General features: G+C 58.6%; 20 protein-coding genes and 3 pseudogenes. 11 read left to right on the plus strand and 12 right to left on the minus strand.

Going from position 1 to position 21,613, the window contains the following annotated elements; all coding sequences use genetic code 11:
• Genes IB250_RS01630 through IB250_RS01640 form a run of 3 tightly spaced genes read right to left on the minus strand, consistent with a single transcriptional unit; the run spans position 1 to position 2,040 of the window.
• Positions 1–279 (minus strand): lipid-A-disaccharide synthase N-terminal domain-containing protein, encoded by a 279-nt coding sequence (locus IB250_RS01630; protein WP_123722127.1) that lies wholly within the window; start codon positions 277–279, stop codon positions 1–3.
• The gene (locus IB250_RS01635) at positions 276–1,016 is read right to left on the minus strand and encodes a glycosyltransferase family 2 protein (protein ID WP_192342697.1); all 741 of its coding nucleotides are present in this window, start codon (positions 1,014–1,016) and stop codon (positions 276–278) included. The genes IB250_RS01630 and IB250_RS01635 overlap by 4 nt, the downstream gene beginning before the upstream one ends.
• Positions 1,017–1,062: 46 nt before the next feature.
• Positions 1,063–2,040: an NAD-dependent epimerase gene (locus tag IB250_RS01640; RefSeq protein WP_192342698.1), complete on the minus strand. Its 978-nt coding sequence runs from the start codon at positions 2,038–2,040 to the stop codon at positions 1,063–1,065.
• Positions 2,041–2,094: 54 nt separating this feature from the next.
• Between IB250_RS01640 and IB250_RS01645 the strand changes: the two genes are divergently transcribed.
• Entirely contained in the window at positions 2,095–2,235 is a 141-nt protein-coding gene (locus tag IB250_RS01645) for a hypothetical protein (RefSeq protein ID WP_192342699.1), read from the plus strand.
• A gap of 73 nt (positions 2,236–2,308) precedes the next feature.
• On the opposite strand, the gene IB250_RS01650 is transcribed toward IB250_RS01645, so the two are convergent.
• Positions 2,309–3,097: an alpha/beta hydrolase gene (locus tag IB250_RS01650; protein ID WP_192342700.1), complete on the minus strand. Its 789-nt coding sequence runs from the start codon at positions 3,095–3,097 to the stop codon at positions 2,309–2,311.
• 347 nt (positions 3,098–3,444) lie between these two features.
• On the opposite strand from IB250_RS01650, the gene IB250_RS01655 reads away from it, so the two are divergent.
• Entirely contained in the window at positions 3,445–4,263 is an 819-nt protein-coding gene (locus IB250_RS01655) for an aldo/keto reductase (protein ID WP_192343193.1), read from the plus strand.
• Between the two features lie 145 nt (positions 4,264–4,408).
• Here IB250_RS01655 and IB250_RS01660 read toward each other — a convergent pair whose 3' ends face one another.
• Both IB250_RS01660 and IB250_RS01665 read right to left on the minus strand, forming a co-directional pair.
• Complete coding sequence (locus IB250_RS01660; protein ID WP_192342701.1) at positions 4,409–6,229, minus strand: DAHL domain-containing protein; 1,821 nt, start codon at positions 6,227–6,229, stop codon at positions 4,409–4,411.
• A gap of 155 nt (positions 6,230–6,384) precedes the next feature.
• Positions 6,385–7,368 (minus strand): zinc-dependent alcohol dehydrogenase family protein, encoded by a 984-nt coding sequence (locus IB250_RS01665; RefSeq protein ID WP_192343194.1) that lies wholly within the window; start codon positions 7,366–7,368, stop codon positions 6,385–6,387.
• Positions 7,369–7,502: 134 nt separating this feature from the next.
• On the opposite strand from IB250_RS01665, the pseudogene IB250_RS01670 reads away from it, so the two are divergent.
• Positions 7,503–8,066: pseudogene (locus IB250_RS01670) on the plus strand (phosphoketolase); the annotation flags it as partial.
• A gap of 6 nt (positions 8,067–8,072) precedes the next feature.
• On the opposite strand, the pseudogene ftsH reads toward IB250_RS01670, so the two are convergent.
• A pseudogene (gene ftsH / locus IB250_RS01675) lies at positions 8,073–9,901 on the minus strand (ATP-dependent zinc metalloprotease FtsH).
• A gap of 155 nt (positions 9,902–10,056) precedes the next feature.
• Entirely contained in the window at positions 10,057–10,641 is a 585-nt protein-coding gene (locus IB250_RS01680) for a phosphoribosyltransferase family protein (protein ID WP_192342702.1), read from the minus strand.
• 155 nt (positions 10,642–10,796) lie between these two features.
• Between IB250_RS01680 and IB250_RS01685 the strand changes: the two genes are divergently transcribed.
• Positions 10,797–11,474 carry a dienelactone hydrolase family protein gene (locus IB250_RS01685; RefSeq protein ID WP_192342703.1) on the plus strand — a complete coding sequence of 226 codons (678 nt, stop codon included), beginning with the start codon at positions 10,797–10,799 and terminating at the stop codon, positions 11,472–11,474.
• A 46-nt stretch (positions 11,475–11,520) separates the two neighbouring features.
• Here IB250_RS01685 and IB250_RS01690 read toward each other — a convergent pair.
• The 3 genes and pseudogenes from IB250_RS01690 to IB250_RS01700 form a co-directional block, all read right to left on the minus strand.
• Positions 11,521–11,643: pseudogene (locus tag IB250_RS01690) on the minus strand (two pore domain potassium channel family protein); the annotation flags it as partial.
• Between the two features lie 71 nt (positions 11,644–11,714).
• Positions 11,715–12,260, minus strand: coding sequence for an Hsp20/alpha crystallin family protein (locus tag IB250_RS01695; RefSeq protein WP_192342704.1), 546 nt, complete (start codon positions 12,258–12,260; stop codon positions 11,715–11,717).
• Between the two features lie 145 nt (positions 12,261–12,405).
• Positions 12,406–13,302, minus strand: coding sequence for a DMT family transporter (locus tag IB250_RS01700; protein ID WP_192342705.1), 897 nt, complete (start codon positions 13,300–13,302; stop codon positions 12,406–12,408).
• A gap of 88 nt (positions 13,303–13,390) precedes the next feature.
• On the opposite strand from IB250_RS01700, the gene IB250_RS01705 reads away from it, so the two are divergent.
• Positions 13,391–14,722 carry a PLP-dependent aminotransferase family protein gene (locus tag IB250_RS01705; protein WP_192342706.1) on the plus strand — a complete coding sequence of 444 codons (1,332 nt, stop codon included), beginning with the start codon at positions 13,391–13,393 and terminating at the stop codon, positions 14,720–14,722.
• Positions 14,723–14,748: 26 nt separating this feature from the next.
• Here IB250_RS01705 and IB250_RS01710 read toward each other — a convergent pair whose 3' ends face one another.
• On the minus strand, positions 14,749–15,624 hold the full coding sequence (locus IB250_RS01710; RefSeq protein WP_192342707.1) for a LysR substrate-binding domain-containing protein: 876 nt from the start codon (positions 15,622–15,624) through the stop codon (positions 14,749–14,751).
• 120 nt (positions 15,625–15,744) lie between these two features.
• Between IB250_RS01710 and IB250_RS01715 the strand changes: the two genes are divergently transcribed.
• From IB250_RS01715 to mqo, 6 genes are all read left to right on the plus strand, one after another.
• On the plus strand, positions 15,745–16,170 hold the full coding sequence (locus IB250_RS01715; protein WP_008013629.1) for a VOC family protein: 426 nt from the start codon (positions 15,745–15,747) through the stop codon (positions 16,168–16,170).
• A 113-nt stretch (positions 16,171–16,283) separates the two neighbouring features.
• Positions 16,284–17,543 (plus strand): cation:dicarboxylate symporter family transporter, encoded by a 1,260-nt coding sequence (locus IB250_RS01720; protein WP_008013631.1) that lies wholly within the window; start codon positions 16,284–16,286, stop codon positions 17,541–17,543.
• A gap of 151 nt (positions 17,544–17,694) precedes the next feature.
• Entirely contained in the window at positions 17,695–18,075 is a 381-nt protein-coding gene (locus tag IB250_RS01725) for a nuclear transport factor 2 family protein (RefSeq protein WP_192342708.1), read from the plus strand.
• Positions 18,076–18,272: 197 nt separating this feature from the next.
• Positions 18,273–18,842, plus strand: coding sequence for a YceI family protein (locus IB250_RS01730; RefSeq protein ID WP_123494033.1), 570 nt, complete (start codon positions 18,273–18,275; stop codon positions 18,840–18,842).
• A gap of 59 nt (positions 18,843–18,901) precedes the next feature.
• A complete protein-coding gene (locus tag IB250_RS01735; protein ID WP_192342709.1) occupies positions 18,902–19,612 on the plus strand; it encodes a GNAT family N-acetyltransferase in 711 nt (236 codons plus the stop codon).
• Positions 19,613–19,929: 317 nt separating this feature from the next.
• On the plus strand, positions 19,930–21,576 hold the full coding sequence (gene mqo, locus IB250_RS01740; protein ID WP_192342710.1) for a malate dehydrogenase (quinone): 1,647 nt from the start codon (positions 19,930–19,932) through the stop codon (positions 21,574–21,576).
• The last annotated feature ends 37 nt before the right edge of the window (positions 21,577–21,613 follow it).

Here is a 21,613-nt window from a genome sequence, read left to right on the forward strand (position 1 = left end):
TCAGTCCTTTAAATGTCTGCTGCGGGCAATCAATTGCAAGTTGCGCAAATAGACGATGGAGCCAAAGGCCTGGCCGACAATGAAGACCGGGTCTTGCCGATAAATGGCGTAGGCGAACAGCAGGGTGCTGCCGACGATGCTCAGGTACCAGAAGCTCACCGGGATCACGCTGCGTTTCTTGTATTCGCTGTACAGCCACTGCAAGACGAAGCGACCGGTAAAGGCGACCTGGCCACCGAAGCCGATCACCAGCCATAGGGTTTCGCGGGAGAGGTTCATCCTTCGATCTCCTGTGCATTGGTATTCAGCCGTGTGCGCTTGATCAGCCACCAAACGCCGAACAGGTCGAGAATGCCCACCAGGGCACGGTCGATGTTGCCGTATTTGGACACCCCGGCTGTGCGGGGCCGGTGGTTGACCGGATGGACGATCATGCGGCCGTTGTGACGCTGGATCAGCGCAGGAATGAACCGATGCATATGGTCGAAGTACGGCAAACGCAGAAACGCCGCGCGCTCGATCAGCTTCAGCCCGCAGCCGGTGTCCGGCGTGGCGTCCTTGAGCAGGTGGCTGCGCAGGCCGTTGGCGAAACGCGAGGCCCAGCGCTTGCTGGCGGTATCGCGGCGATTGACCCTATGCCCGGCCACCAATTGAACGTCGACCAGACCCTGTTCACCGCGCACCAGCGCCAACATCCCGGGGATGTCCGCGGGGTCGTTTTGACCGTCGCCATCGAGTGTCGCCAGCCATTGGCCCCGGGCATTGAGCGCCGCATGGTAGAGCGAGGTGCTTTGCCCCAGCGAACGCTCATGACGCAGGATGCGCAACGTGCTCAGACCGTTGTTTTTCATCTGTCGTAGTTCATGCAAGGTGGAATCGGTACTGCCGTCGTCCACGACAATGATTTCGTAAGCCTCATCGGCCAACGCAGTGCGGATTTCCTCAAGTAAAGGTTTGAGGTTGTTTGCTTCGTTTTTTGCTGGAATCAATACAGATACAAAAATATCTTGGCTCATAGAGTCCCCCTTGCGCCTTGGTCTTTTATTATCAAGGGCTCACGTTTCATATCTGATAGAAGTGGCGATACCACTTCACAAATTCCGCAACGCCTGTTTCAACGGTCACCTGAGGGCGGAAGTCGACCCACTCGGCCAGTGCCGAAATATCGGCCCAGGTCTTGACCACATCGCCCGCCTGTAGCGGCATGAAGTTGCGTTGGGCCTTGATGCCCAATGCCGCTTCCAGGCAATCGACGAATTCCAGCAGCGGCACTGGCTGGCCGCGGCCTATGTTGAAGATTCGGTTTACGCCAACCTCTGACCCGTTCGGCACCGGTGGTTTTGGGCGTAGGCGAGCGATGCTTTCGACGATGTCGTCGACGTAGGTGAAGTCGCGCGACATCTGGCCATGGTTATAGAGGTCGATCGGCAAGCCTTTGATGATCGCCTCGGTAAACTTGAACAGCGCCATGTCGGGGCGCCCCCAAGGCCCGTAAACGGTAAAAAAGCGCAGGCCGCTGGCCTTCAGGCCATAGAGGTGGCAGTAGCTGTGCGCCAACAGTTCATTGGCTCGTTTAGTGGCTGCATACAGCGAAATGGGATGATCGACGGCGTCTTCGACACTGAACGGCATTTTGCGGTTGGTGCCATACACCGAGCTGCTCGAGGCATAGATCAGATGCGCGGGGCGGTGATGCCGACAGGCTTCCAGCACATTGAGAAAACCCGCCAGATTCGACTGTGCATAGACGTCCGGGTTGTCCAGCGAATAGCGAACGCCCGCCTGGGCGGCCAAGTGCACAACCTCGGTGAAAGCATGTTTTTCGAACAACGCCATCAAGGCCGGTTTGTCGACGATGTCCAGAGTCTGGAAACGAAAGCCCGGCAAGGATTCCAACGCCTTGAGCCGTGCATGTTTGAGTTCCACGCTGTAGTAGTCGTTGAGATTGTCGATGCCGACCACTTCAAGGCCTTCCTGACACAATCGCTTGACGGTGTGATACCCGATGAAACCGGCGGCGCCCGTGACCAGAACCGTCATGAGGCCCGCGCCTGTGCGCGACCAATCCCCGCCGTGCGCAAAGGAGGCCTTTGCATGACATTCACCCCTGAGTGCGTGCTGATCAGCGTATGTGTTTGGGTCGATACCACCGTTGGCTCCATGCCTTGCTCCATTGTTTTATCAAAGGCCCGCGCGATGCTCATCATGAGCCGCAGCACCCGCAGCCACGCATAACGTGCCTGCTGGGTTGTAAAAAAAACGTTAAGCATTCATGTCGATTTTGTGACTGTCTCCTGATGCGCTGACCTCACAGCCCTGCACCCAGCATCTTCAGGTATAGGGGGCTTTCGGAGATCGAATTGTGGCCCGTGTCCGGTATCACTTGCAGCGAGGCCACGCCCTTGGCGAAATGGGTGTAGAGCTGGTCCGTGCTTGAGCGCGGTATGACTTCGTCGTGCTCGGCGGCAATCAACAGTGTCGGTACGGTGATGTGAGCGGCGTATTTCCAGGATTCGAACCTGTCCTGAAGCAGCCACTTCACCGGGAACCAACGGAACTGGCGGGCGGCGAGGTCTTCAAGGCTGTTGTAGGGCGTGATCAGAATCAGCCGAGAGGCCGGGCGTTGGCTGGCGAGGCGCACGGCGACGCCCGAACCCAGGCTGCGCCCGACCACGGCGATAGTGGGATGGGTGTTGTAGACCATGTCGAACAAGGTCATGGCATCTTGCTGAATCGCCTCCTCGGACGGCGACCCGGAACTGCCACCGTAGCCTCGGTAATGCAGCAAGTAGATCGCATGATCCGCAAAGGCCTGCGAGAACCCGGGCAGGCTGCGGGAAACGTCCTCGGCATTACCACCGAAGTAGATCAACGCCTTTGGGCCGTCGTGCGGCCTGACGGTCACCAGCACCTGTGCATCGGCGACTTGCAGTGTCAGCAGCGTTTCGGGCGCATCGATGGCGCGTGGTTGCGGGTAGTAGATCAGGGCGCGCTGAAATACGAACAGCGCCGCGCAGAGCACCAGGTACGCAATTGCAATGAAAGCGAAGAGAGACATCAGGGGTCGCGACATTCGACTAAGTTTAGTGGACGACATTGACTGCTTTGGGCCTTGAGACAGCTATTGCTTGAGTGCCGCAAAGTGTAGTTCAGCAAATTCAGCTGTACAGGAGAGGTGCCCAATGCCAGTCAATCAAGCGCAATCCCTGTGGGAGCGGGCTTGCTCGCGAAAGCGGTGTGTCAGGCAGCATCAATGTTGACTGTGGCGCCGTCTTCGCGAGCAAGCCCGCTCCCACAGGGTTGCGTGTTACTGACTGGTCTTTGCCTATGATTGTTTTCAGCCGTAGAAAAATACTCACGCTGGCTGCCGGTGTTTCGGCGGTCTTCACCTTCGATCCGGCCTATGCCGCATCGGCGCCGTCGACGGAAACAGGAGGCAAGAACATGCTGACCCGAGCCATTCCTTCCAGCAACGAGCCGTTACCCATGGTCGGGTTGGGCACCTATCGTGGCTTTGATGTCGCGCCTTCCGACTCCGCCTACAAGCAACTGCCCGCCGTGCTCATCGCGTTGTTCGAGAAGGGCGGCACGGTGATTGACAGCTCGCCGATGTATGGTCGCGCCGAGCAGACGACCGGTGAATTGCTGTCGATCCATCGGCCTCGTTCGCCTGCGTTTCTGGCCACCAAGGTCTGGACCCAGGGTCGCGAAGAAGGCATCGCGCAGATGGAACAGTCGTTCAAGCTGTTGCAGACCGACCGTATCGATCTGATGCAGATTCACAACCTGCTGGACTGGAAAACCCACCTGCCCACCCTGCGCCAATGGAAGGCAGAAGGGCGCATCCGCTACATCGGCATCACCCATTACACGGCGTCGGCGTATGACGAAGTGGAGGCCGTATTGAAAGCCGAGCCGATGGACTTTTTGCAGATCAACTACGCCCTGGACGACCGCGGCGTCGAGAAACGAATCCTGCCGCTGTGTCGCGAACGAGGTGTGGCGGTGATCTGCAATCGGCCTTTCGGCGGCGGCGGTTTGCTCGCTCGATTGAAAGGCAAACCGCTGCCGGGATGGGCCGCGCAAGTGGGGGTCATTAGCTGGGCGCAATTGGCGCTCAAGTTCCTGCTGGCTCATCCGGCGGTGACGTGTGTCATCCCCGGCACCAGCAACCCGCGCTACATGGCGGAAAACGCCGGTGCAGGTGCAGGCCCGATGCTCACGGATGCGCAGCGTCAACAGTTGATGGCCTTGGTGGGGTAGTCGTGTTGGCGGGACGACTAATGCCAGTGAATCAAGCGCAGTCCCTGTGGGAGCGGGCTTGCTCGCGAAGACGACGGCACAGTCAACATTGATGTCGCCTGACATACCGCTTTCGCGAGCAAGCCCGCTCCCACAGGTTCTGCGCTTAACTAACTGACATTCCAGTGGTCGGCAATGCATGCGCTGTCTCCAGCGGTATCTCCAGGGTAAAAACCGCTCCGTGGCCCGGTCCATCGCTATGCACGCGAAGGTGCCCATTCATCTCTACCGCCGCGAGCGCACAACTGTGCAGGCCAAAACCATGACCTTCCTTGCGCGTGGTGAAGCCGTGATTGAAGATGCGGGTCATATTTTCGGCAGCGATCCCTTCACCCTGATCTTCTACGCTCAGGCGCAGCGTTACGTTATCGACAATCTTCACGCCCAGCGTCATATGGCGCTGACGATCGCTGACCTTGGACATTGCATATTTGGCATTGCTGATCAGGTTGATCAGGATCAACAGCAGTCGGTGTTTGTCGCCGATGATCGTCGGCGTGTCCTGGTAGTCCTTGGTGACGACGACATGGTGCCGGCTTAACGCGCCGGAATTCATGCGTAACGCATCCTCGAACAGATCGACGACGTTCAACGGCTCGACCAACCTGGCGGCACCGGCATAGGCCTGTTGAGTGGAAACGATGTCCTTGATGTGATCGATGCTTTTGGTGAGTTGTGACAGTTCGTCAACGATGCTCGATTGCTCGGTCGCGATGGAGTCGACCAGTTGATTGAGGTAACCGCGAAGCAGTTTGCCTTTTTCATCGAAGGTCATGAACTGCCCCAGGTCTTCGGCATGCTCGTTCATCATGTTTACCGCTTTACCCAGACCCAGGGTTTTGCTGACCGCCAATTTGCGGGTGATCACATCTGCCGAGACGTTAACGCTGTTCAGCACATTACCGACGTTGTGCAGCACATTGCTCGCGATCTCCGCCATGCCGGCCATCCGCGCGGCATCGACCAGTTCGCGCTCGGCTTCCAGCAGTTCGCGGGTGCGTTCTTCGACGCGTTGTTCCAGTCGCTCGTTTGCCGTTTGCAACTCATTGTTCATCTTGTTGATTACGGCATAACTGCGTATCAGGCGGGCGGCCAGGTACAACAGCAGCAGCGCCATGATGCCGGCGCATATTCCCAGGTAAAGATGATATTGGCGGTCTGTTGCGCCAGTGCGCCGTTGTGTCTCGTTCAATAATTCGTTGATGCTGTCCAGTTGCTGTGCAACTGGCATCACACTGATGCGATCAAGAAGGTCATTGACGATGGGCTGCTCTCGAACGATTGCGTTCACGGCGTCTACAAAGGCAGTGAAAGGCGGGCGCTGTTCCGGCGGCAGTTGATCGATATATTCATTTAGATTTTTCAGATGTTCGGAGATTTCCTCGGCCCTTTTGGTGGAGACATAGAGGGCGTATTCGAGGGTGTCCAACGTAAGATCGAGCACCAGTGCGGCCGTCGCAAGATGCCTCGCCGGATGTTTGTCGTTGTAACCTTCCCGCAGCGCCTGAATGTCATCTTCCAGCTCAGGCAGGGCATCGAGTGAAGTTCGCAACACCGTGTTGTGCTGTTTGAATTGCTCAACCAGGCGGGTTTTGTTTTCCACCGCATCCAGATAACCCTGGCGTCGAGATTGCCAAAGGGGCGAAAGCGGGCTGGCAGCGTTGAGGTTGTCGAGCTGCTCCCATCGTTGCTCTGCTTCAGGGTGCGCCACCAGAAGCAGGTTGTTGTTCATGCCGATTTTTGCTCTCAGAATCTTCAAATTCCAATTGGCATCGAACTGCTTGAGTTGGCGAACGAAGTCACGCGACTCGAAGTAGGTCGACGTATCGTACGAGAAGGATTTGATCAGCAAAAATATCAGTACGCTGAAAAGGGTCAGTGCAATGGCGCCCAAGGCAGTCCATTTGTAATGATTGGAAAGCTTCATTGCGGCATTCCTCCCTGGGCCATCCTGAGGGAGAGGTTTTGCCAAGGGTTAATGATTTCCATTTTTGCGCTCCCTGCAAAATGGCGATGATCACCACATTGTTTGTAAGCCTAGCGTTGTTGGCGGATACCGTTGAAAAAAACAGAGATCGCCTATCAGGGGATGAGCACAATCGCGCCTTTGACCTGACCGGCCCGCAGGTTTGCCAGTGCCTGATTGGCATCGTCCAGGGCGAAACAGGTGACATCGCTGTGCACGGGCGTATGACGCAGCTCTGCAAAAAACGCCGTGCCGTCCTCGCGGGTCAGGTTTGCCACTGAACGGATACTGCGTTCGCCCCACAGCAGGCGATAGGGGAAGCTGGGAATGTCGCTCATGTGAATGCCCGCGCAAATCACACAGCCACCCTTGACGGTGGCCTCCAGCGCCAGTGGCACCAGCGCACCGACGGGGGCGAAGATCAGGCTGGCGTCGAGCGGGTGCGGCGGCGGTTGATCCGAGGGGCCAGCCCATTTGGCGCCCAGGGTTCGGGCATAGGCCTGGCCCTCGCTGTCGCCCGGACGGGTAAAGGCATACACCTGCTGCCCCCGGCCCCGTGCCACCTGAATAGCCAGATGCGCCGCCGCGCCGAAGCCATAAAGACCCAGATGACGCGCCCCTTTGGCCATTTGCAAGGCGCGAAAACCGATCAGCCCGGCACACAGCAGCGGTGCGGCTTCGGCGGCCGAGAGCGCGTCCGGGATGGGAAAACAGAAATGGGCGTAGGCAACGGTGTACTCGGCATAACCGCCATCCAGGTGACAGCCGGTGAACCGGGCGCGATCGCAGAGGTTCTCCCGGTCCGAGCGGCAGAATGTGCACTCACCGCACGTCCAGCCGAGCCAGGGAACGCCGACGCGCTTACCGACCCAGTCGGGCGCGACGTTGGCACCTACCGCCGTCACTTCACCGACGATTTCATGGCCCGGCACCCGCGGCAGCACCGCTTGCGGTAGTTCACCGTCCACCAGATGCAGGTCGGTGCGGCACACGCCACAGGCCAGGACTTTGATTAACAGTTGGTGTGCGTCGGGTATCGGGATGGCACGCTCCTCCCGTTGCAGCGGCTGGCCGGGGGCATGCAAAACCATCGCGCGCATGACCCGATAATGATGTGGGTAGGGCCGGGTTTCGGGCATCGCTTGTAGCCCCCTGATAGTGGGTAAAGGATAGTTTGGATCGCAACTTCAATCGGGCGTTTACGGGGGCAATCGATGAGCGGGAAAAGGCTCGTCGGTGGGACTGGGCCTGCCAGGATGATAGCGATCCCGACATGGTCATGGCCTGTGCCGGCGACGTGCCGACCCTTGAAACCCTGGCCGCGGTCACCTTGCTGCGCGAATACGTGCCGGATTTGCGGGTGAGGGTGATCAATGTCGTCGATCTGATGGTGCTGCAACCGTCGTACCACCATCCCCATGGTTTGCCGGACAACGCATTCGATGAACTGTTCACCGTCGACCGGCCCGTGATTTTTGCCTTTCACGGCTATCCCGCGCTGATCCACCGACTGCTGTACAAGCGCACCAATCACGAAAACTTTCATGTCCGCGGCTTCAAGGACGAGGGGGCGACCACCACACCGTTCGACATGGCGGTGCTCAACAACCTGGATCGGTATCAGCTGGCACTGGATGTCATCGAGCGCGTGCCCCGGCTGCATGATCAGCTCCAGACCGCCCGGGCGCGCTACTGGGCGACGATGGAGAAACACAAGCTTTACCTCATCGAACACGGGCAAGACATGCCCGAAGTGATGCAGTGGCAATGGACATCGGCGCCGGATAACCGGGCTTGATGGTTATCACAGTTTCGGTAATGCCGGGGCAGGCTTGAGTGGCATCAGCGGCGGGAATTCCTCGGGGGTGAGGGTTTCCTTTTCCAGCAACAGGCGGGCCCCCTCATCCAGGTCGGCCCGGCGACTCTCCAGCAATGCCTTGGCCCGTTGGTAGGCTTCATCGAGCAGGGCGCGGATACCCAGGTCGATTTCCCGGGCGGTCTGTTCCGAATAATCCTTCTCGCCCACCGTGGCCATGCGGTCTCCCAGATACGTTGCGTTTTGCCGCTCCAGCACCGATTGTCCGAGTTCGGCGCTCATGCCGAACCGGGTGATCAATTGGCGGGCGATATCAGTCGCGCGGCCCAGATCATCGGCGGCCCCGGTGGAGATCTGGCCATAGACAAGGTCCTCGGCGGCTCGCCCGGCCATCAGCACGACAATCCGGTCCTTGAGGGTCTGGCAACTGATCAGGAAGTGATCCTCGGTCGGTCGTTGCAGGGTATAGCCGAGCGAGCCGATGGCGCGGGGCACGATCGACACTTTATGCACCGGATCCATCGCCGGCAGGGTGCTGGCGGCCAGAGCATGCCCCATTTCGTGATAGGCCACTACTCGGCGCTCGTCGGGATCGAGCAGGCTGCTCTTGCGTTCGAGCCCCGCGATGAGACGCTCTACCGCCGCGGTGAAATCGTTCAGGCTGACCGCTTCGGCACCGCGTCGAGTGGCGACGATGGCCGCTTCGTTAACCAGATTGGCCAGGTCGGCGCCGGTGAAACCGGTGGTGATCTCGGCGATACGTGCGCCATCAAGCCCTGGCTCCACGGTGATTTTCTGCATATGAACCTTGAGGATCGCCTCCCGACCTTTGCGGTCGGGGCGGTCGATCAGAATCTGCCGGTCGAAGCGCCCGGCCCGCAACAACGCCGGATCGAGGACTTCCGGCCGGTTGGTCGCGGCCAGCAACACTACGCCCTCACGGGGATCGAAGCCGTCCAGCTCGGCCAGTAACTGGTTGAGGGTCTGTTCTTTTTCGTCATTGCCGCCCAGCGTACCGACGCCGCGCATCTTGCCCAGCGCGTCGAGTTCGTCGATGAAGATGATGCAGGGCGCCGCCTGCCTGGCCTGCTCGAACAGGTCGCGGACCCGTGCCGCACCGACCCCGACGAACATCTCGACGAACTCGGAGCCGGAGATCGAGAAAAACGGCACACCGGCTTCCCCTGCGATGGCTTTGGCCACCAGGGTCTTGCCGGTGCCTGGCGGGCCGACCAGCAAGGTGCCTTTGGGAATGTGCGCGCCCAGGCGTGCGTATCGCTCCCTGTCCTTGAGAAACGAGACGATTTCCACCAGCTCGGCCTTGGCTTCATCGATGCCCGCGACATCGGCGAAGGTGACCCCGGTGTCACGTTCGACAAACACCTTGGCCCGGGACTTACCGACATTCATCAGCCCGCCAAGACCTTGTTTGTCTGCCATCCCGCGAAAAAAAGGAAATTCCAGAACACCATGATCAGGATAAACGGCAACAACCAGCCCAACAGGCTGTTCATAAAGGTGTTTTCGGCGGTTCCGGTAAAACCGACGCCCGATTGAGACAGTTCGGTCGCCAGCGCCGGGTCGACCCGCACGGTGGAGAACCGCTCGCGTCCGTCGATGGGCTCTTGCAACTTGCCGCTGATCTGGTCCTTGTCGACCCGCAAATCACTGACTTTTTGCTCGTTCAACAGTTGCAGGAATTGGCTGTAGGGCAGGGGCTGCACGGCTTGACGCTCGCCAAAGAACATCTGCATGAGGCTCAGCACGATAAAAGCGATCGCGAAGTAGGACAGGTTCCACTGGTCGTTCTTTTTCATGGCCTTGGCTCAGAGTGGGCACTCAGGGCGTTTACGATGGGCCGAGACCGTGCGTTCAGGGTTGTTCCGGCGCCCAGGGGATGAAAAGTCATTGAAAGATGACACCCTGTTTGCGCAGACCAGCGGCCGACCCCCTTTAATAAAGATAGCCTGCTTCAGCTTCTCCCTCGCGGGTGAAGCGCTGCGCCATGACGCAGCACTTCAATGCAAAACTCCATTTCGTAGGGCGGCACGTTGCATTCGACGATGTCATGGGCGGCCACTTGCAGGTGCACGCCGACAATATCGGCATGGATCGGTTGCTGGCAGACATGCCGGTCGACCAGTACTGCCGTGTAGACCCGACGAGCACCGAGTTGTGCCAGGTACGCGCAGGTGCGCAGGAGCGAATGGCCTTCAAACAGCACATCATCGACAACCAGCAGGGTGGTATTGGCAAGGTCCAGGGTGTTGAGAAGCGGGTTCTCGGTCAGTGCCGTGTGCGCATGCAGCACCTTGAGGTCATCGGCATAGCGCTTGACCTTCAACGGGTAGAGAGGCAGCTCTGGCTGGCCGGTCTGACGTGACAGATGTTGCTGTAAACGCTGTGCCAGAGGCTCACCGCGACGCTGTATGCCAACCAATGCCGCTTGAGCGGGCGGCAACAGGGTCGCGGCCTGGCGCGCCATCGCCTGCAGCACCCAATCGAGTTCATCGCTGTCGTACAAGCGCAACCGCTGACTCGCAGGCAGGTCAGGCATGGCAGTCTCCCGTCCAGAGCCGATGAGTGAATCATAGCGTAAGGGCTGTGTGGGGCATGCGCCCGGGAGGACCAGTGGACAGCAACGAATCTTCAGGAGCTGAATCTAATTCATTGGAGACGTCAGCTGCCCACAGGCTGGAGAAGAGGATTGAAATGATTGAAGCTCGCTATCGAAAGCTGGACCTGGGGGATGTGGCGCTGTCTGCCGACTTGCGTCTGCCCAAGAACGCTGTCGGCCTGGTGGTCTTCGTCCATGGCAGCGGCAGCACTCGTTCAAGCCCGCGTAATCAACAAGTTGCCGAGTCGCTGGCCCGGCGAGGGCTGGGCACATTACTGTTCGACCTGCTCACGGAACCGGAGCAACACCTGGATAATCAGACCCGGGAGCTGCGTTTCGACATCGAACTGCTTTCCAGACGACTGGTGAAGGTGATCGACTGGATTGGCCAGGATGCCGAACTGCAAGAGCTTCGGATCGGATTGTTCGGCGCCAGCACCGGTGCCGCTGCAGCGCTAAGGGCAGCGGCCGAGCGTGCGGACGTGGTGCATGCCGTGGTGAGCCGAGGAGGGCGGACCGACCTTGCGGGTGCGACGCTGGCCCGCGTGAAGGCTGCGACCCTGCAGATTGTTGGTGAGCAAGATCCGGTGGTGATCAATCTGAATGTGCAAAGCAGTCATGCCTTGCGGTGTGAGAAACGTCTGGAAGTCGTGCCGGGCGCTACGCATCTTTTTGAAGAAACAGGCGCGCTTGAAACAGTCGCCAGGCTGGCTGGCGACTGGTTCGAGCGGTATCTGCACGGTAGTCGTCCAGCGTCGACCACCACTGTCTGATGCTTGTCATACGCCAAATGGTCCGTGCAAGGGAAGGGCGGCGGGTTTATTTGCGCTTCCAGTATTTCTGCATTTCGATAAACAGAAAGGATGCCGTCCAGGTGATGAGTACCAGACCGGTCAGGGCCTCCAGACCCGTCAGGTACTTGAGGTTGCCCACGGGTGAAATTATCGCCGAGACCACAAAAAAGCCCCTGGCCGGTTTCCCGGCAAGGGGCTTTCTGTCGCGCGAAGGGCGATTCAGCTTGATTTGATTTGCACCTTTTTGTCCGCGTTCATGGCTTCGGGCTTCTTCGGCAGCGAAATGCTCAGCACGCCTTTACTGAAGTTCGCTTCGATCTTGTCGGCATCGACGCCTTTGGGCAGGCTGAATGCCCGCTGGAAGGAGCCATAGTGACGCTCTGACAAGTGATAGCCCTTTCTTTTTTCTTCCTTGTCCTCTTTCTTTTCACCCTTGATGATCAGGTTGCCATTGGACAATTTGATGTCGATATTTTCCTGATCCATGCCCGGCAGTTCGGCGGTGATTTCGAAGCTTTCATCCTTCTCGGTAATGTCCACCGCAGGCAGGCTGCGGCCGATAAATTCCCGACTCCAGAACGGTTCGACATCGAACAGCCCACGCCGGAAAGGGGTCAACCCCGAGCCACGATTGAAGTCTTCGAACAGGTGATCGACCTGCTGGCGCAGTTTTTCCAGGGGCCGCCAAGGGTCTGTCGCCATTGGTTGCTGATCGGTTTTTTCGTCGTCGGTCTGCACCGGCATTTTCTTCTCGAAATTGGCCATTTTTCATTCCTCCTATCGAGCACTGCGGTGGGCCGGGAACGTCTCGGAGGCCGGTCCACCACGACAGATTCAGGCCTTACCTTAAAAGGTTAGTATTCCTGCGGCCGCCAGACCGACCAACAGTCGGTTTTTGACGGCGAGCCGTCTATTTCGAGAACTTGCGCGCACCGACCACGCAAAGGATCACCGCCACGGTCACACCCAACATGCCAAGGCTGACCTGCTCATGCAGCAGCGTGGCCGCCAGCGCCAGGCCAAAAAACGGCTGTAGCAGCTGAAGCTGACCGACGGCGGCAATCCCTCCCTGGGCCAGCCCGCGATACCAGAACACGAAGCCGAGAAACATGCTGAACAGCGAGACATAAGCCAGGCTGATCCATGCGGTCGGGGTGATTCCCGAGAGCGAAGGCGGGGCCAGGAACCAGGTCAGCGGCACCATGACGGGAAGCGACAGCACCAGGGCCCAGGAAATCACCTGCCAGCCCCCCAGTGTTCTTGAAAGCTTCGCGCCTTCTGCATAGCCCAATCCGCAGGCGAGGATGGCCAGCAACATCAGAATGTCCCCCGCAGGAGAGGCGGTCAGGCCTTGGGAAACGGCAAAACCCACCACCAGCAGGCTTCCCAACACTGAGAAGAACCAGAAAACCGGCCGGGGACGCTCGCCACCGCGCCAGACGCCGAAGGCTGCCGTGGCGAGTGGCAACAGGCCTACGAAGACGATGGAATGCGCAGACGTCACATATTGCAGCGCCAGCGCCGTCAGCAGTGGAAACCCCAATACAACGCCCAAGGCCACGATTGCCAGGGAGAGAAGCTGACTCTTGGCCGGTCGTTTTTCGTTGAAGAGCAGCAGCATGCATAACGCCAGAAGGGCAGCGATACTGGCTCGGGCAACCGTCAAAAAGACCGGGTCAAACTCCAGAACGGCTACCCGTGTCGCCGGCAGCGAGCCGCTGAAAATGAGCACGCCGATGAACCCGTTGAGCCAGCCGCTCGCGGTCTTTTCCGTGGTGTGGGTTTGCAGATTCGATGTGCGTTCCATTGAGGACTCCCTTTATCCCGGTTGCATGGGAGGCATCCTATGGACGAAACTCAGTACAATCAAAATATTGTCATGGATACACTTGCGCATGCCTCGTTCCCGCTACAAATCACTGGTGGATGAATTTGCCGCGGACATCCGCTCAGGACGACTGTTGCCGGGCACACGCTTGCCGACCCACCGTCAGTTGGCGGCAACGGAAGGCCTGGCGCTGGTGACGGCTAGCCGCGTTTACGCGGAGCTGGAAGCCATGGGCCTGGTCAGCGGGGAAATGGGGCGGGGTACCTTTGTGAGGGAAACCTCGTGGTCACCGGGCCAGAGTATCGACCAGCATAGCGTTGCCGCCGGCATGACGGACCTGAACTTCAACTATCCGGCGCTTCCCGGGCAGGCAGAACTGCTACGAAATGCCCTGCGCCAGCTCGCATCGGCCGGCGATCTGGAATCGCTGCTGCGCTATCAGCCACACGCGGGGCGCCTGCATGAACGCGCCTCGGTGGCGCGCCATCTGCGCGTCCGAGGCCTGGCGGTTGAGGCGGAGCAGGTGCTGATCGTTACCGGTGCCCAGCAGGGGCTGGCCGTGACCATGATGGCGCTGTTGCAACCCGGTGACGTGATTGCGGCGGATGCCTTGACCTATTCAGGATTCAAGGCCCTGGCCGACTCACTGCACCTTGAAATCGTGCCCATTCCGGTGCTCGATCACGGCCCTGATCTGGAGGCGCTGGAAAGCCTGTGTCGGCACAGACGCGTGCGGGCCGTGTACACGATGCCGACTCTGCACAATCCGCTGGGATGGGTGATGAGTGCCGATCAACGCGACTGTCTGGTGACGATTGCGCGCCGTCATGGGCTATTGATCATCGAGGACGCCGCTTATGCCTTCCTGGCGGAAAATCCTCCCGCGCCGTTGGCGGACCTCGCCCCTGAGAGAACGGTGTACGTATCAGGCCTCTCCAAGAGCGTGGCCACCGGACTGCGCGTCGGCTTCGTCGTCGCCCCCCTTCAACACGTGCCCGCGCTGGAGCGCACGGTCAAAGCGACCACCTGGAATACCCCAGGCGTGATGACGGCAATCGCCACTGCATGGCTCGACGACGGCACCGTCATGCAACTGGAAGCCGAGAAGCGCCAGGACGCGCAAGCGAGGCAAGTCGTGGCCGGCGAGGTACTGGCGGGGCTGCGCTGCATTCGCCATCCCTCGTCGTATTTTCTTTGGCTGCCGTTGTCGGAAGACGCAAGAGCCGATCAGATCGCCATGGCGTTGATGCGTGAAAATGTGTCGGTTTCCACCGCCGAACCGTTCGCCACTTCGGCCAACGTCCCGCATGCGTTTCGCCTGGCGCTGGGCTCCGTGGAAATGGGTGCACTGCGCGAGGCGCTGGAAAAAGTGAAGTGGATGATTGGGGCTTATTCGTAGTCGGAAAGGGGCTGTGAAGATTTGATTCAAGCGCCGCTCTGAACCTGCTCACTAATAAGTTGGGCCAATGCCCGTACCGGCTCGGTAAAACTTTGCCGAGCCCGATGGACGAGGCCGATATCACGATGGAAGGTGTGTTGCCCCAAGTCCAGCACTCGCACCCCGGCCGGCCAGTCCTGATGGGTCGCCGTCTGCGGCACCAGCGCTACACCGACGCCGTTTTCGACCAGCTTGATAATGGCCTCCAGTTCATCCAGCTCGCACACTTCACGCAAGGTGAAATGCATCTGCCGCAAGAAACGATCGACCTGCCTGCCGCCGAACGATGACCGGTCATAGCGAATGAAGGGGTGGCTGGAAAGCAGTGCCGACCAGTCTTCTCCGGGCACATCGCGCGGAACGATCAGCCGATAGGGCTCAAGTGCCAGAGTCGTCCAGCGCAGATCGCTTTGCAGCGAGAAGGGCGGGCGAATGATCACCGCCATGTCGATCTCGCCGGCATCCACCAGGTTGACCAACTCCATCGACAGACCCGGGATCACACGGGTTCGGCATTGCGGACATTGTTGGTGAAATCTGGCGAGCGCATCCGGCAAGAACGAACGCTGCACGGAAGCGATGGCGCCAATGTTCACCAGCACGCTGGCCGGCAGCCCAACCGTGGTGGAGCCCAGATTGTCATAAAGGCGAAGCAGCTCCTGCGCCTGCAGAAGTATCTGGTGCCCCATTCTATTCAGGTGGGCCGAGCGGCCCTTGCGGTCGAAAATCTGGAAACCCAGCTCGGCCTCCAGACGTTGCATCTGGGCGCTCACGGCGGCCTGCGTCAGCCCGATCCTGTTGCCGGCAGCGGCAAAGGTGCCTTCCCGTGCGACGGCGATAAGTGTTTTCAGTTCTTTGATCATTCACAAATATTAATTGTGTTTCTAAGAAATATATATTGATTTTTTTGTTTGTTCTGCGGCTCTACGATTGGCTCCGTTCTCAAAAACAAAACCGATAAAAACACCTTGATTGGAATTCCGATGAGCCTTTCTCCTTTTCACCTGGCGATCCCTGTTTATGACCTCGCGGCGGCACGCACCTTTTACGGTGAAGTGTTCGGGCTGCAAGAGGGTCGCTCCAGCACGCAGTGGGTCGACTTTGATTTCTACGGTCACCAACTGGTTATTCATGAGCACCCAAAGACTGCTTCTCAGGAGAGCGTGCATAGCAATCCGGTAGACGGGCACGACGTCCCCGTTCCGCACTTCGGCATCATCCTGGAGTGGCAGCAGTGGGAAGCCCTGGCCGAGCGCCTGAAGTCCTTTGGTACCGAGTTTGTGATTGAACCCTACATTCGATTCAAGGGGCAGGTCGGTGAACAAGCCACCATGTTCCTGTTCGATCCGTGTGGCAACGCACTTGAGTTCAAGGCGTTCAAGGATATGAGCCAGCTCTTCGCCAAGTAATAGAAGTAATGGCACAACCTTGTTGTGCCATTCGAATTCAAATGAGCTGGAAGCTCATGACTCTAGCAACTGCTACGTAACGCAGTCCTTTCATTCCAACAAGAAGGCTAGACATGAAACGTATCCCTTTGGTTTGGCAAATAGTTGCCGGGCTGTTGCTTGGCGTGCTCGTCGGTTGGTACTTCAATACACACCCGCAGTATCAAGGGTGGATCAGTTCTGAAATCCTCAAACCCCTTGGCGATATCTTCATCAAGATGATGAAGATGGTCGTTGTTCCCATTGTGTTCTGCTGCATGATCCTGGGGATTGCCGGCGGCGGTGATAACAAGTCTTTTGGGCGCATGGGCGTCAAGTCGCTGGGGTATTTCTTCGCGATTACCGGCCTGGCCATTGTGATGGGGTTGTGTTTCGCCAATATTTTCGAACCCGGCACGGGTACTGATATTTCGGGCATTTCCCACAGCACCGCTTCGGTCAATATGGAGCCTTCGAAGGGCGCTCTTGTCATCCTGCAAAACATCGTTCCCGATAACGTTTTTGTCGCGATGTCGGAAGCGAAGTTGCTCTCGGTACTGTTCTTCGCCGTGTTGTTTGGCCTGGCATTGAACTCGCTCCCCAGAGAAAAAAGCGCACCGGTAGTGGCGGTGGTTCAAGGCATCTCTGATGCGATGTTCAAGGTCGTCAGTATTGTCATGGCTTATGCACCGATCGGGGTGTTCGGCATGATCGGCGCTACTGTGGCGACCTTCGGTTTTGCCTCACTGTTGCCTTTGCTCAAGTTGATCGGTGTGGTTTACCTGGCCCTGATTGTCTTTGCGCTGGTGGTGCTGGGCGGCATTTGCTACCTGATTGGCGAGAATATTTTCAAACTGATCAAGTATTTCCGTAATGAGCTGATTCTGGCGTTCTCCAGCGCCGCCTCGGCATCGGTCATGCCGCAGCTAATGAGCAAGCTGGAACACTATGGCGTGCCGCGCCGTATCGTCAGTTTCGTGGTGCCGGTGGGGTATGCATTCAACCTGGATGGCGCGTCGATCTTCCTCGGCGTGGCGACGATTTTTGTCGCGCAACTCTATGGGATCGACCTGTCGCTGTCCCAGCAGATACTGCTGGTGGTGACGATGGTGCTGACCTCCAAAGGGGCCGCCGGGGTTCCCGGATTCGCCATCATCATCCTGTCCGCCACCTTGGCATCTGCCGGTCTTCCATTGGAAGGGGTCGCACTGATTGCCGGCATCTTCCGGATTATCGACAGCGGTACCACCACCCTGAACGTGCTGGGCAATGCGATTGCCCCCTTGGTCATCGCCAAGTGGGAAAAGGTCAGCATTGAGCCTTCAGGTGTAGCTCGGGTGGTGCAGAAAACCTAGCAATGCCAGTCAGTTAAACGCAATCCCTGTGGGAGCGGGCTTGCTCGCGAAGGCGTCATAACATTCAACATCCATGTCGACTGTCAGTCCGCTTTCGCGAGCAAGCCCGCTCCCACAGGTTCCACACCCGTTACTTATCAGGAGTCATGCAATGAGCAATCTTACTTACGTTCAGGAATACAACGCGATTGTCGATGTGCTTAACCAGTACAACGAAGGTGGCGCCAAGGCCGACAGCGCACTGATGAAGCCCGCCTTCAACGAGCAGGCCACGATGTTCGGCGTCGATGGCGACAAACTCGTCGGCGGCGCGATCCAGAATCTCTACGACGTCATCGACACCGCGTTCCGCCCATCCCCGGAAGCCAAAGCCGCCATCGTGCGCATCGACATCGTCGGCACGGCGGCCAGTGCGCGGGTCGATACCGACAACGTCTCGGGGTTCCGCTTCACCGACTTCTTCAACCTGCTGAAGGTAGAAGGCAAGTGGACCATCGTCAGCAAGATCTACCATACCCATCCGGGTGCCTGATCCTTCGGGTTGGTGGCGTTATCATCTAAAGAAATCAGGGAAGTTCTCTACACCGAGGACTTCCAATCGACAGCTGCTACAGATCGCATTTATCCCCGGACCTAGCGTAACCAACGATTATTTGCTTAAGTCCAGCTATCGCAGCCACGTCGGTGCGGTACTTCAATCCCTGAAGGGCGCTTCAACCGGAGAATCCCATGCCCCCTCGATTCCCGCGTTTCGCCGCATTGCTCGCCATTCTCCTGGTCGGCACGTTGCCCTGCGCCCACGCCGTCGAATACACCCAGGTGAACACCACCGCCAGCAAGATCTCTTTCACCTATAACCAGTTCGGCTCCAGGGCGTATGGCACCTTCGGCAAATTCGACGCCACAATCGATTTCGACACGGCGAACCCCACCGCGGCCCACGCCAAGATGACCATCGACCTTGCCAGCATCGACGCCGGGGGCAGCGACGCCAACAGCGAGCTGCAAAAGCCTGCCTGGTTCAACACGGCGGAGTATCCGGTGGCGACCTTTGAATCAACCGGGGTAAAAGCGCTGGGCGACCATCGCTACTTGATCACCGGCAACCTCACGCTCAGGGGCATGACGCGTGAGTTGCAGGTCAAGGTATTGCTGAAGCCGGAGAAGGCCATTGGCATCTTCGATGGCGACATCATTGTGAAACGCAGGGACTTCAAGATCGGCGAAGGGGAGTGGGCGGACAATGTTGTCTCCAACGACATCAACATCCGCTTCCGCATTGTCGCGCCCGAGCGTTGATTTTCCTGCGAGGGCTCGATCTGTGACAATGGCGGGCTTAACCCGGAGTCTAAAACGCAATGCCCCAGCTCACCCACTTTGCCACCCCATGCCCAGAGCCCATCAACAGCCAGATTCTGCAGATGGTCGTCGACAACCTGACCGACATCAGCATGGTGGGCATCGCGCCGAGCAACCCGTTGTACAACGTCTATCAATACGCGGTGGGCTACGAGGTTCATCTCTACCTCGAAGCGCTCAGCGGTGCCAAAGGCATTGCGGTCGAGCTGATCGTCGCCACGGACGATGAAGACCCTGAGCAGGTCATCGGATTTTTACTGTACCTGCCGGTCAAGGACGACCCCGAGGCGTGCGGCGTGGCGTACATGGCGGTGCAGGCCAGCCACCGGCGGCGGGGTGTCGCCCGGGCGATGCTGCAAGACATGCTCGATCGCTACCCGCATGCCGAACTGACCTGCACCGTCGCCAAGGTGCCCTGGTTCGAGTCGATGGGCTTCCAGGTGCTGGGCGTGCGTGGCACTCAGGTGCTGATGAACACCCGTGATCACGGCACCGAAGGCTTGATGGGCTTACTGGATGTCACATCTATCTACAGTTCTCTGGAGGTGCGGCAGATACATACGTATCTGCTGCACAAACACGGCAAGCGGGCGATGATCGATGCAGAGAAGCAGCGCGACCGGCATCTTGACCAAATGACGCGCAACGCCAAGGCGTTTGTGCTGGATCGTTTGAGCAAAGACGCCGGTCGCGGACCCCGTCCCGTCTAGACTGATGAGTCCTTTCGGGCGCGCAGGCTGGCCGAGGCGTGATATTCTGTCGCATTAACTTGGTTTGACTTATTCGGTTCGTACGTCCACAGACGTCCGACAGAATCAATGTCGCTCAAGTAACTGAGCCAATAATGATAAAAAGTCAGTGCACGAGGGACATATAACTGAGGTCGATGGAGACACGTCGGCCTTGTGTGCCCACCTTCAAATCCTTATAGATGCAGGAGCCCACGGCACGCTGCCTGCGTACCCGTACTCTTGGGTTGCTCATGTTGAGGGTTGGAGGCGGATGGCGTTTATCATAGGTGCTACAGATGTTTAAGAAACTGAACACGGCCCTGCTGGGGCTGGCTTTGTCGATGGGGATCACGTCCGCCTACGCGGAAGAGGCAAAGAAAGTCGATGTGCTGCTCATTGGCGGCGGCATCATGAGTGCAACACTGGGTGTCTGGCTTAATGAGCTGGAACCCGACTTGTCGATGGAAATGGTCGAGCGCCTCGACGGCGTCGCCCAGGAAAGCTCCAACGGCTGGAACAACGCCGGTACCGGTCACTCCGCCTTGGCCGAGTTGAACTACACCCCGGAAGATGACAAGGGCAACGTTCAGATCGCGAAAGCCGTTGAAATCAACGAAGCCTTCCAGATCTCCCGTCAGTTCTGGGCCTGGCAAGTTCAGCAAGGCGTGCTGAAGAACCCGCGTTCGTTCATCAACTCCACTCCGCACATGAGCTTTGTGTGGGGCGATGACAACATCAAGTTCCTGAAGAAACGCTACGAAGCCCTGCAAGCGAGCCCGCTGTTCGCCGGCATGCAGTACTCCGAAGACCCGGCTGTGATCAAGAAGTGGGTTCCGCTGATGATGGAAGGGCGTGACCCGAACCAGAAAGTCGCGGCCACCTGGAGCCCGATCGGTACCGACATGAACTTTGGCGAGATCACCCGCCAGTTCGTCGCGCACCTGCAAACCACGCCGAAGTTCGACTTGAAGTTGTCTAGCGAAGTGCAAGACATCACCAAGAACGCAGACGGCAGCTGGCGCGTCAGCTACAAAAACCTGAAAGACGGCACCAAAACCGAAACCGACGCCAAGTTCGTCTTCATCGGCGCGGGCGGCGGTGCACTGCACCTGCTGCAGAAGTCCGGCATTCCTGAAGCCCAGGAATACGCAGGCTTCCCGGTTGGCGGCTCGTTCCTCGTGACCGAAAACCCGACCATTGCCGAGCAACACCTGGCCAAGGCCTACGGCAAAGCCTCCGTTGGCGCACCGCCAATGTCGGTTCCGCACCTGGACACCCGTGTCCTGGACGGCAAGCGCGTCATCCTGTTTGGCCCATTCGCGACCTTCAGCACCAAGTTCCTCAAAGAAGGCTCGTACCTGGACCTGCTGACCACCACCACCACGCACAACGTGTGGCCAATGACCAAGGTCGGCATCAAGGAATACCCGCTGGTCGAGTACCTTGCAGGCCAACTGATGCTGTCTGACGAAGACCGTCTCAACGCCCTGAAAGAATACTTCCCGAACGCCAAAGCCGAAGACTGGCGCCTGTGGCAAGCCGGCCAACGCGTGCAAATCATCAAGCGTGATGAAGCTGCCGGTGGCGTGCTGAAGTTGGGCACCGAAATCGTTGCTTCCGCAGACGGCACCATCGCCGGCCTGCTGGGCGCATCGCCAGGCGCATCGACTGCCGCACCGATCATGCTGACCGTGCTGCAGAAAGTGTTCAAGGACAAGGTTGCCTCGCCAGCCTGGCAGGAAAAGCTGCACCAGATCGTGCCGAGCTATGGCACTCAGCTGAACAGCAACCCTGCGAAAGTGGCTGAAGAGTGGGCTTACACCTCCAAGGTGCTGGAGCTGACTCCGCCGCCGGCGATTGGTCAGGTGGCGGCCCCGGCTGTTGCTCCGGCCGCTCCGGCCAAGGCGCCGAAGGCTAATGCTGCGACGGATATGGCTTTGTAAGTAGAAGCGTAATCGCAAAGCCCACTGGATCGGTGAC

Source organism: Pseudomonas sp. PDM09 (assembly GCF_014852305.1).
In the GTDB taxonomy this organism is placed as follows: domain Bacteria; phylum Pseudomonadota; class Gammaproteobacteria; order Pseudomonadales; family Pseudomonadaceae; genus Aquipseudomonas.

What these genes read in the sequence shown, in the direction of transcription:
- IB250_RS01705 (WP_192342706.1), top strand. Translation starts at nt 13,391, where the DNA reads ATGCCTCGTTCCCGCTACAAATCACTGGTGGATGAATTTGCCGCGGAC.
- IB250_RS01660 (WP_192342701.1), bottom strand. Translation starts at nt 6,229, where the DNA reads ATGAAGCTTTCCAATCATTACAAATGGACTGCCTTGGGCGCCATTGCA.
- IB250_RS01720 (WP_008013631.1), top strand. Translation starts at nt 16,284, where the DNA reads ATGAAACGTATCCCTTTGGTTTGGCAAATAGTTGCCGGGCTGTTGCTT.
- IB250_RS01665 (WP_192343194.1), bottom strand. Translation starts at nt 7,368, where the DNA reads ATGCGCGCGATGGTTTTGCATGCCCCCGGCCAGCCGCTGCAACGGGAG.
- IB250_RS01630 (WP_123722127.1), bottom strand. Translation starts at nt 279, where the DNA reads ATGAACCTCTCCCGCGAAACCCTATGGCTGGTGATCGGCTTCGGTGGC.
- IB250_RS01730 (WP_123494033.1), top strand. Translation starts at nt 18,273, where the DNA reads ATGCCCCCTCGATTCCCGCGTTTCGCCGCATTGCTCGCCATTCTCCTG.
- IB250_RS01655 (WP_192343193.1), top strand. Translation starts at nt 3,445, where the DNA reads ATGCTGACCCGAGCCATTCCTTCCAGCAACGAGCCGTTACCCATGGTC.
- IB250_RS01645 (WP_192342699.1), top strand. Translation starts at nt 2,095, where the DNA reads ATGACATTCACCCCTGAGTGCGTGCTGATCAGCGTATGTGTTTGGGTC.
- IB250_RS01685 (WP_192342703.1), top strand. Translation starts at nt 10,797, where the DNA reads ATGATTGAAGCTCGCTATCGAAAGCTGGACCTGGGGGATGTGGCGCTG.
- IB250_RS01635 (WP_192342697.1), bottom strand. Translation starts at nt 1,016, where the DNA reads ATGAGCCAAGATATTTTTGTATCTGTATTGATTCCAGCAAAAAACGAA.
- IB250_RS01640 (WP_192342698.1), bottom strand. Translation starts at nt 2,040, where the DNA reads ATGACGGTTCTGGTCACGGGCGCCGCCGGTTTCATCGGGTATCACACC.
- IB250_RS01725 (WP_192342708.1), top strand. Translation starts at nt 17,695, where the DNA reads ATGAGCAATCTTACTTACGTTCAGGAATACAACGCGATTGTCGATGTG.
- IB250_RS01650 (WP_192342700.1), bottom strand. Translation starts at nt 3,097, where the DNA reads ATGTCGTCCACTAAACTTAGTCGAATGTCGCGACCCCTGATGTCTCTC.
- mqo (WP_192342710.1), top strand. Translation starts at nt 19,930, where the DNA reads ATGTTTAAGAAACTGAACACGGCCCTGCTGGGGCTGGCTTTGTCGATG.
- IB250_RS01680 (WP_192342702.1), bottom strand. Translation starts at nt 10,641, where the DNA reads ATGCCTGACCTGCCTGCGAGTCAGCGGTTGCGCTTGTACGACAGCGAT.
- IB250_RS01695 (WP_192342704.1), bottom strand. Translation starts at nt 12,260, where the DNA reads ATGGCCAATTTCGAGAAGAAAATGCCGGTGCAGACCGACGACGAAAAA.
- IB250_RS01710 (WP_192342707.1), bottom strand. Translation starts at nt 15,624, where the DNA reads ATGATCAAAGAACTGAAAACACTTATCGCCGTCGCACGGGAAGGCACC.
- IB250_RS01735 (WP_192342709.1), top strand. Translation starts at nt 18,902, where the DNA reads ATGCCCCAGCTCACCCACTTTGCCACCCCATGCCCAGAGCCCATCAAC.
- IB250_RS01700 (WP_192342705.1), bottom strand. Translation starts at nt 13,302, where the DNA reads ATGGAACGCACATCGAATCTGCAAACCCACACCACGGAAAAGACCGCG.
- IB250_RS01715 (WP_008013629.1), top strand. Translation starts at nt 15,745, where the DNA reads ATGAGCCTTTCTCCTTTTCACCTGGCGATCCCTGTTTATGACCTCGCG.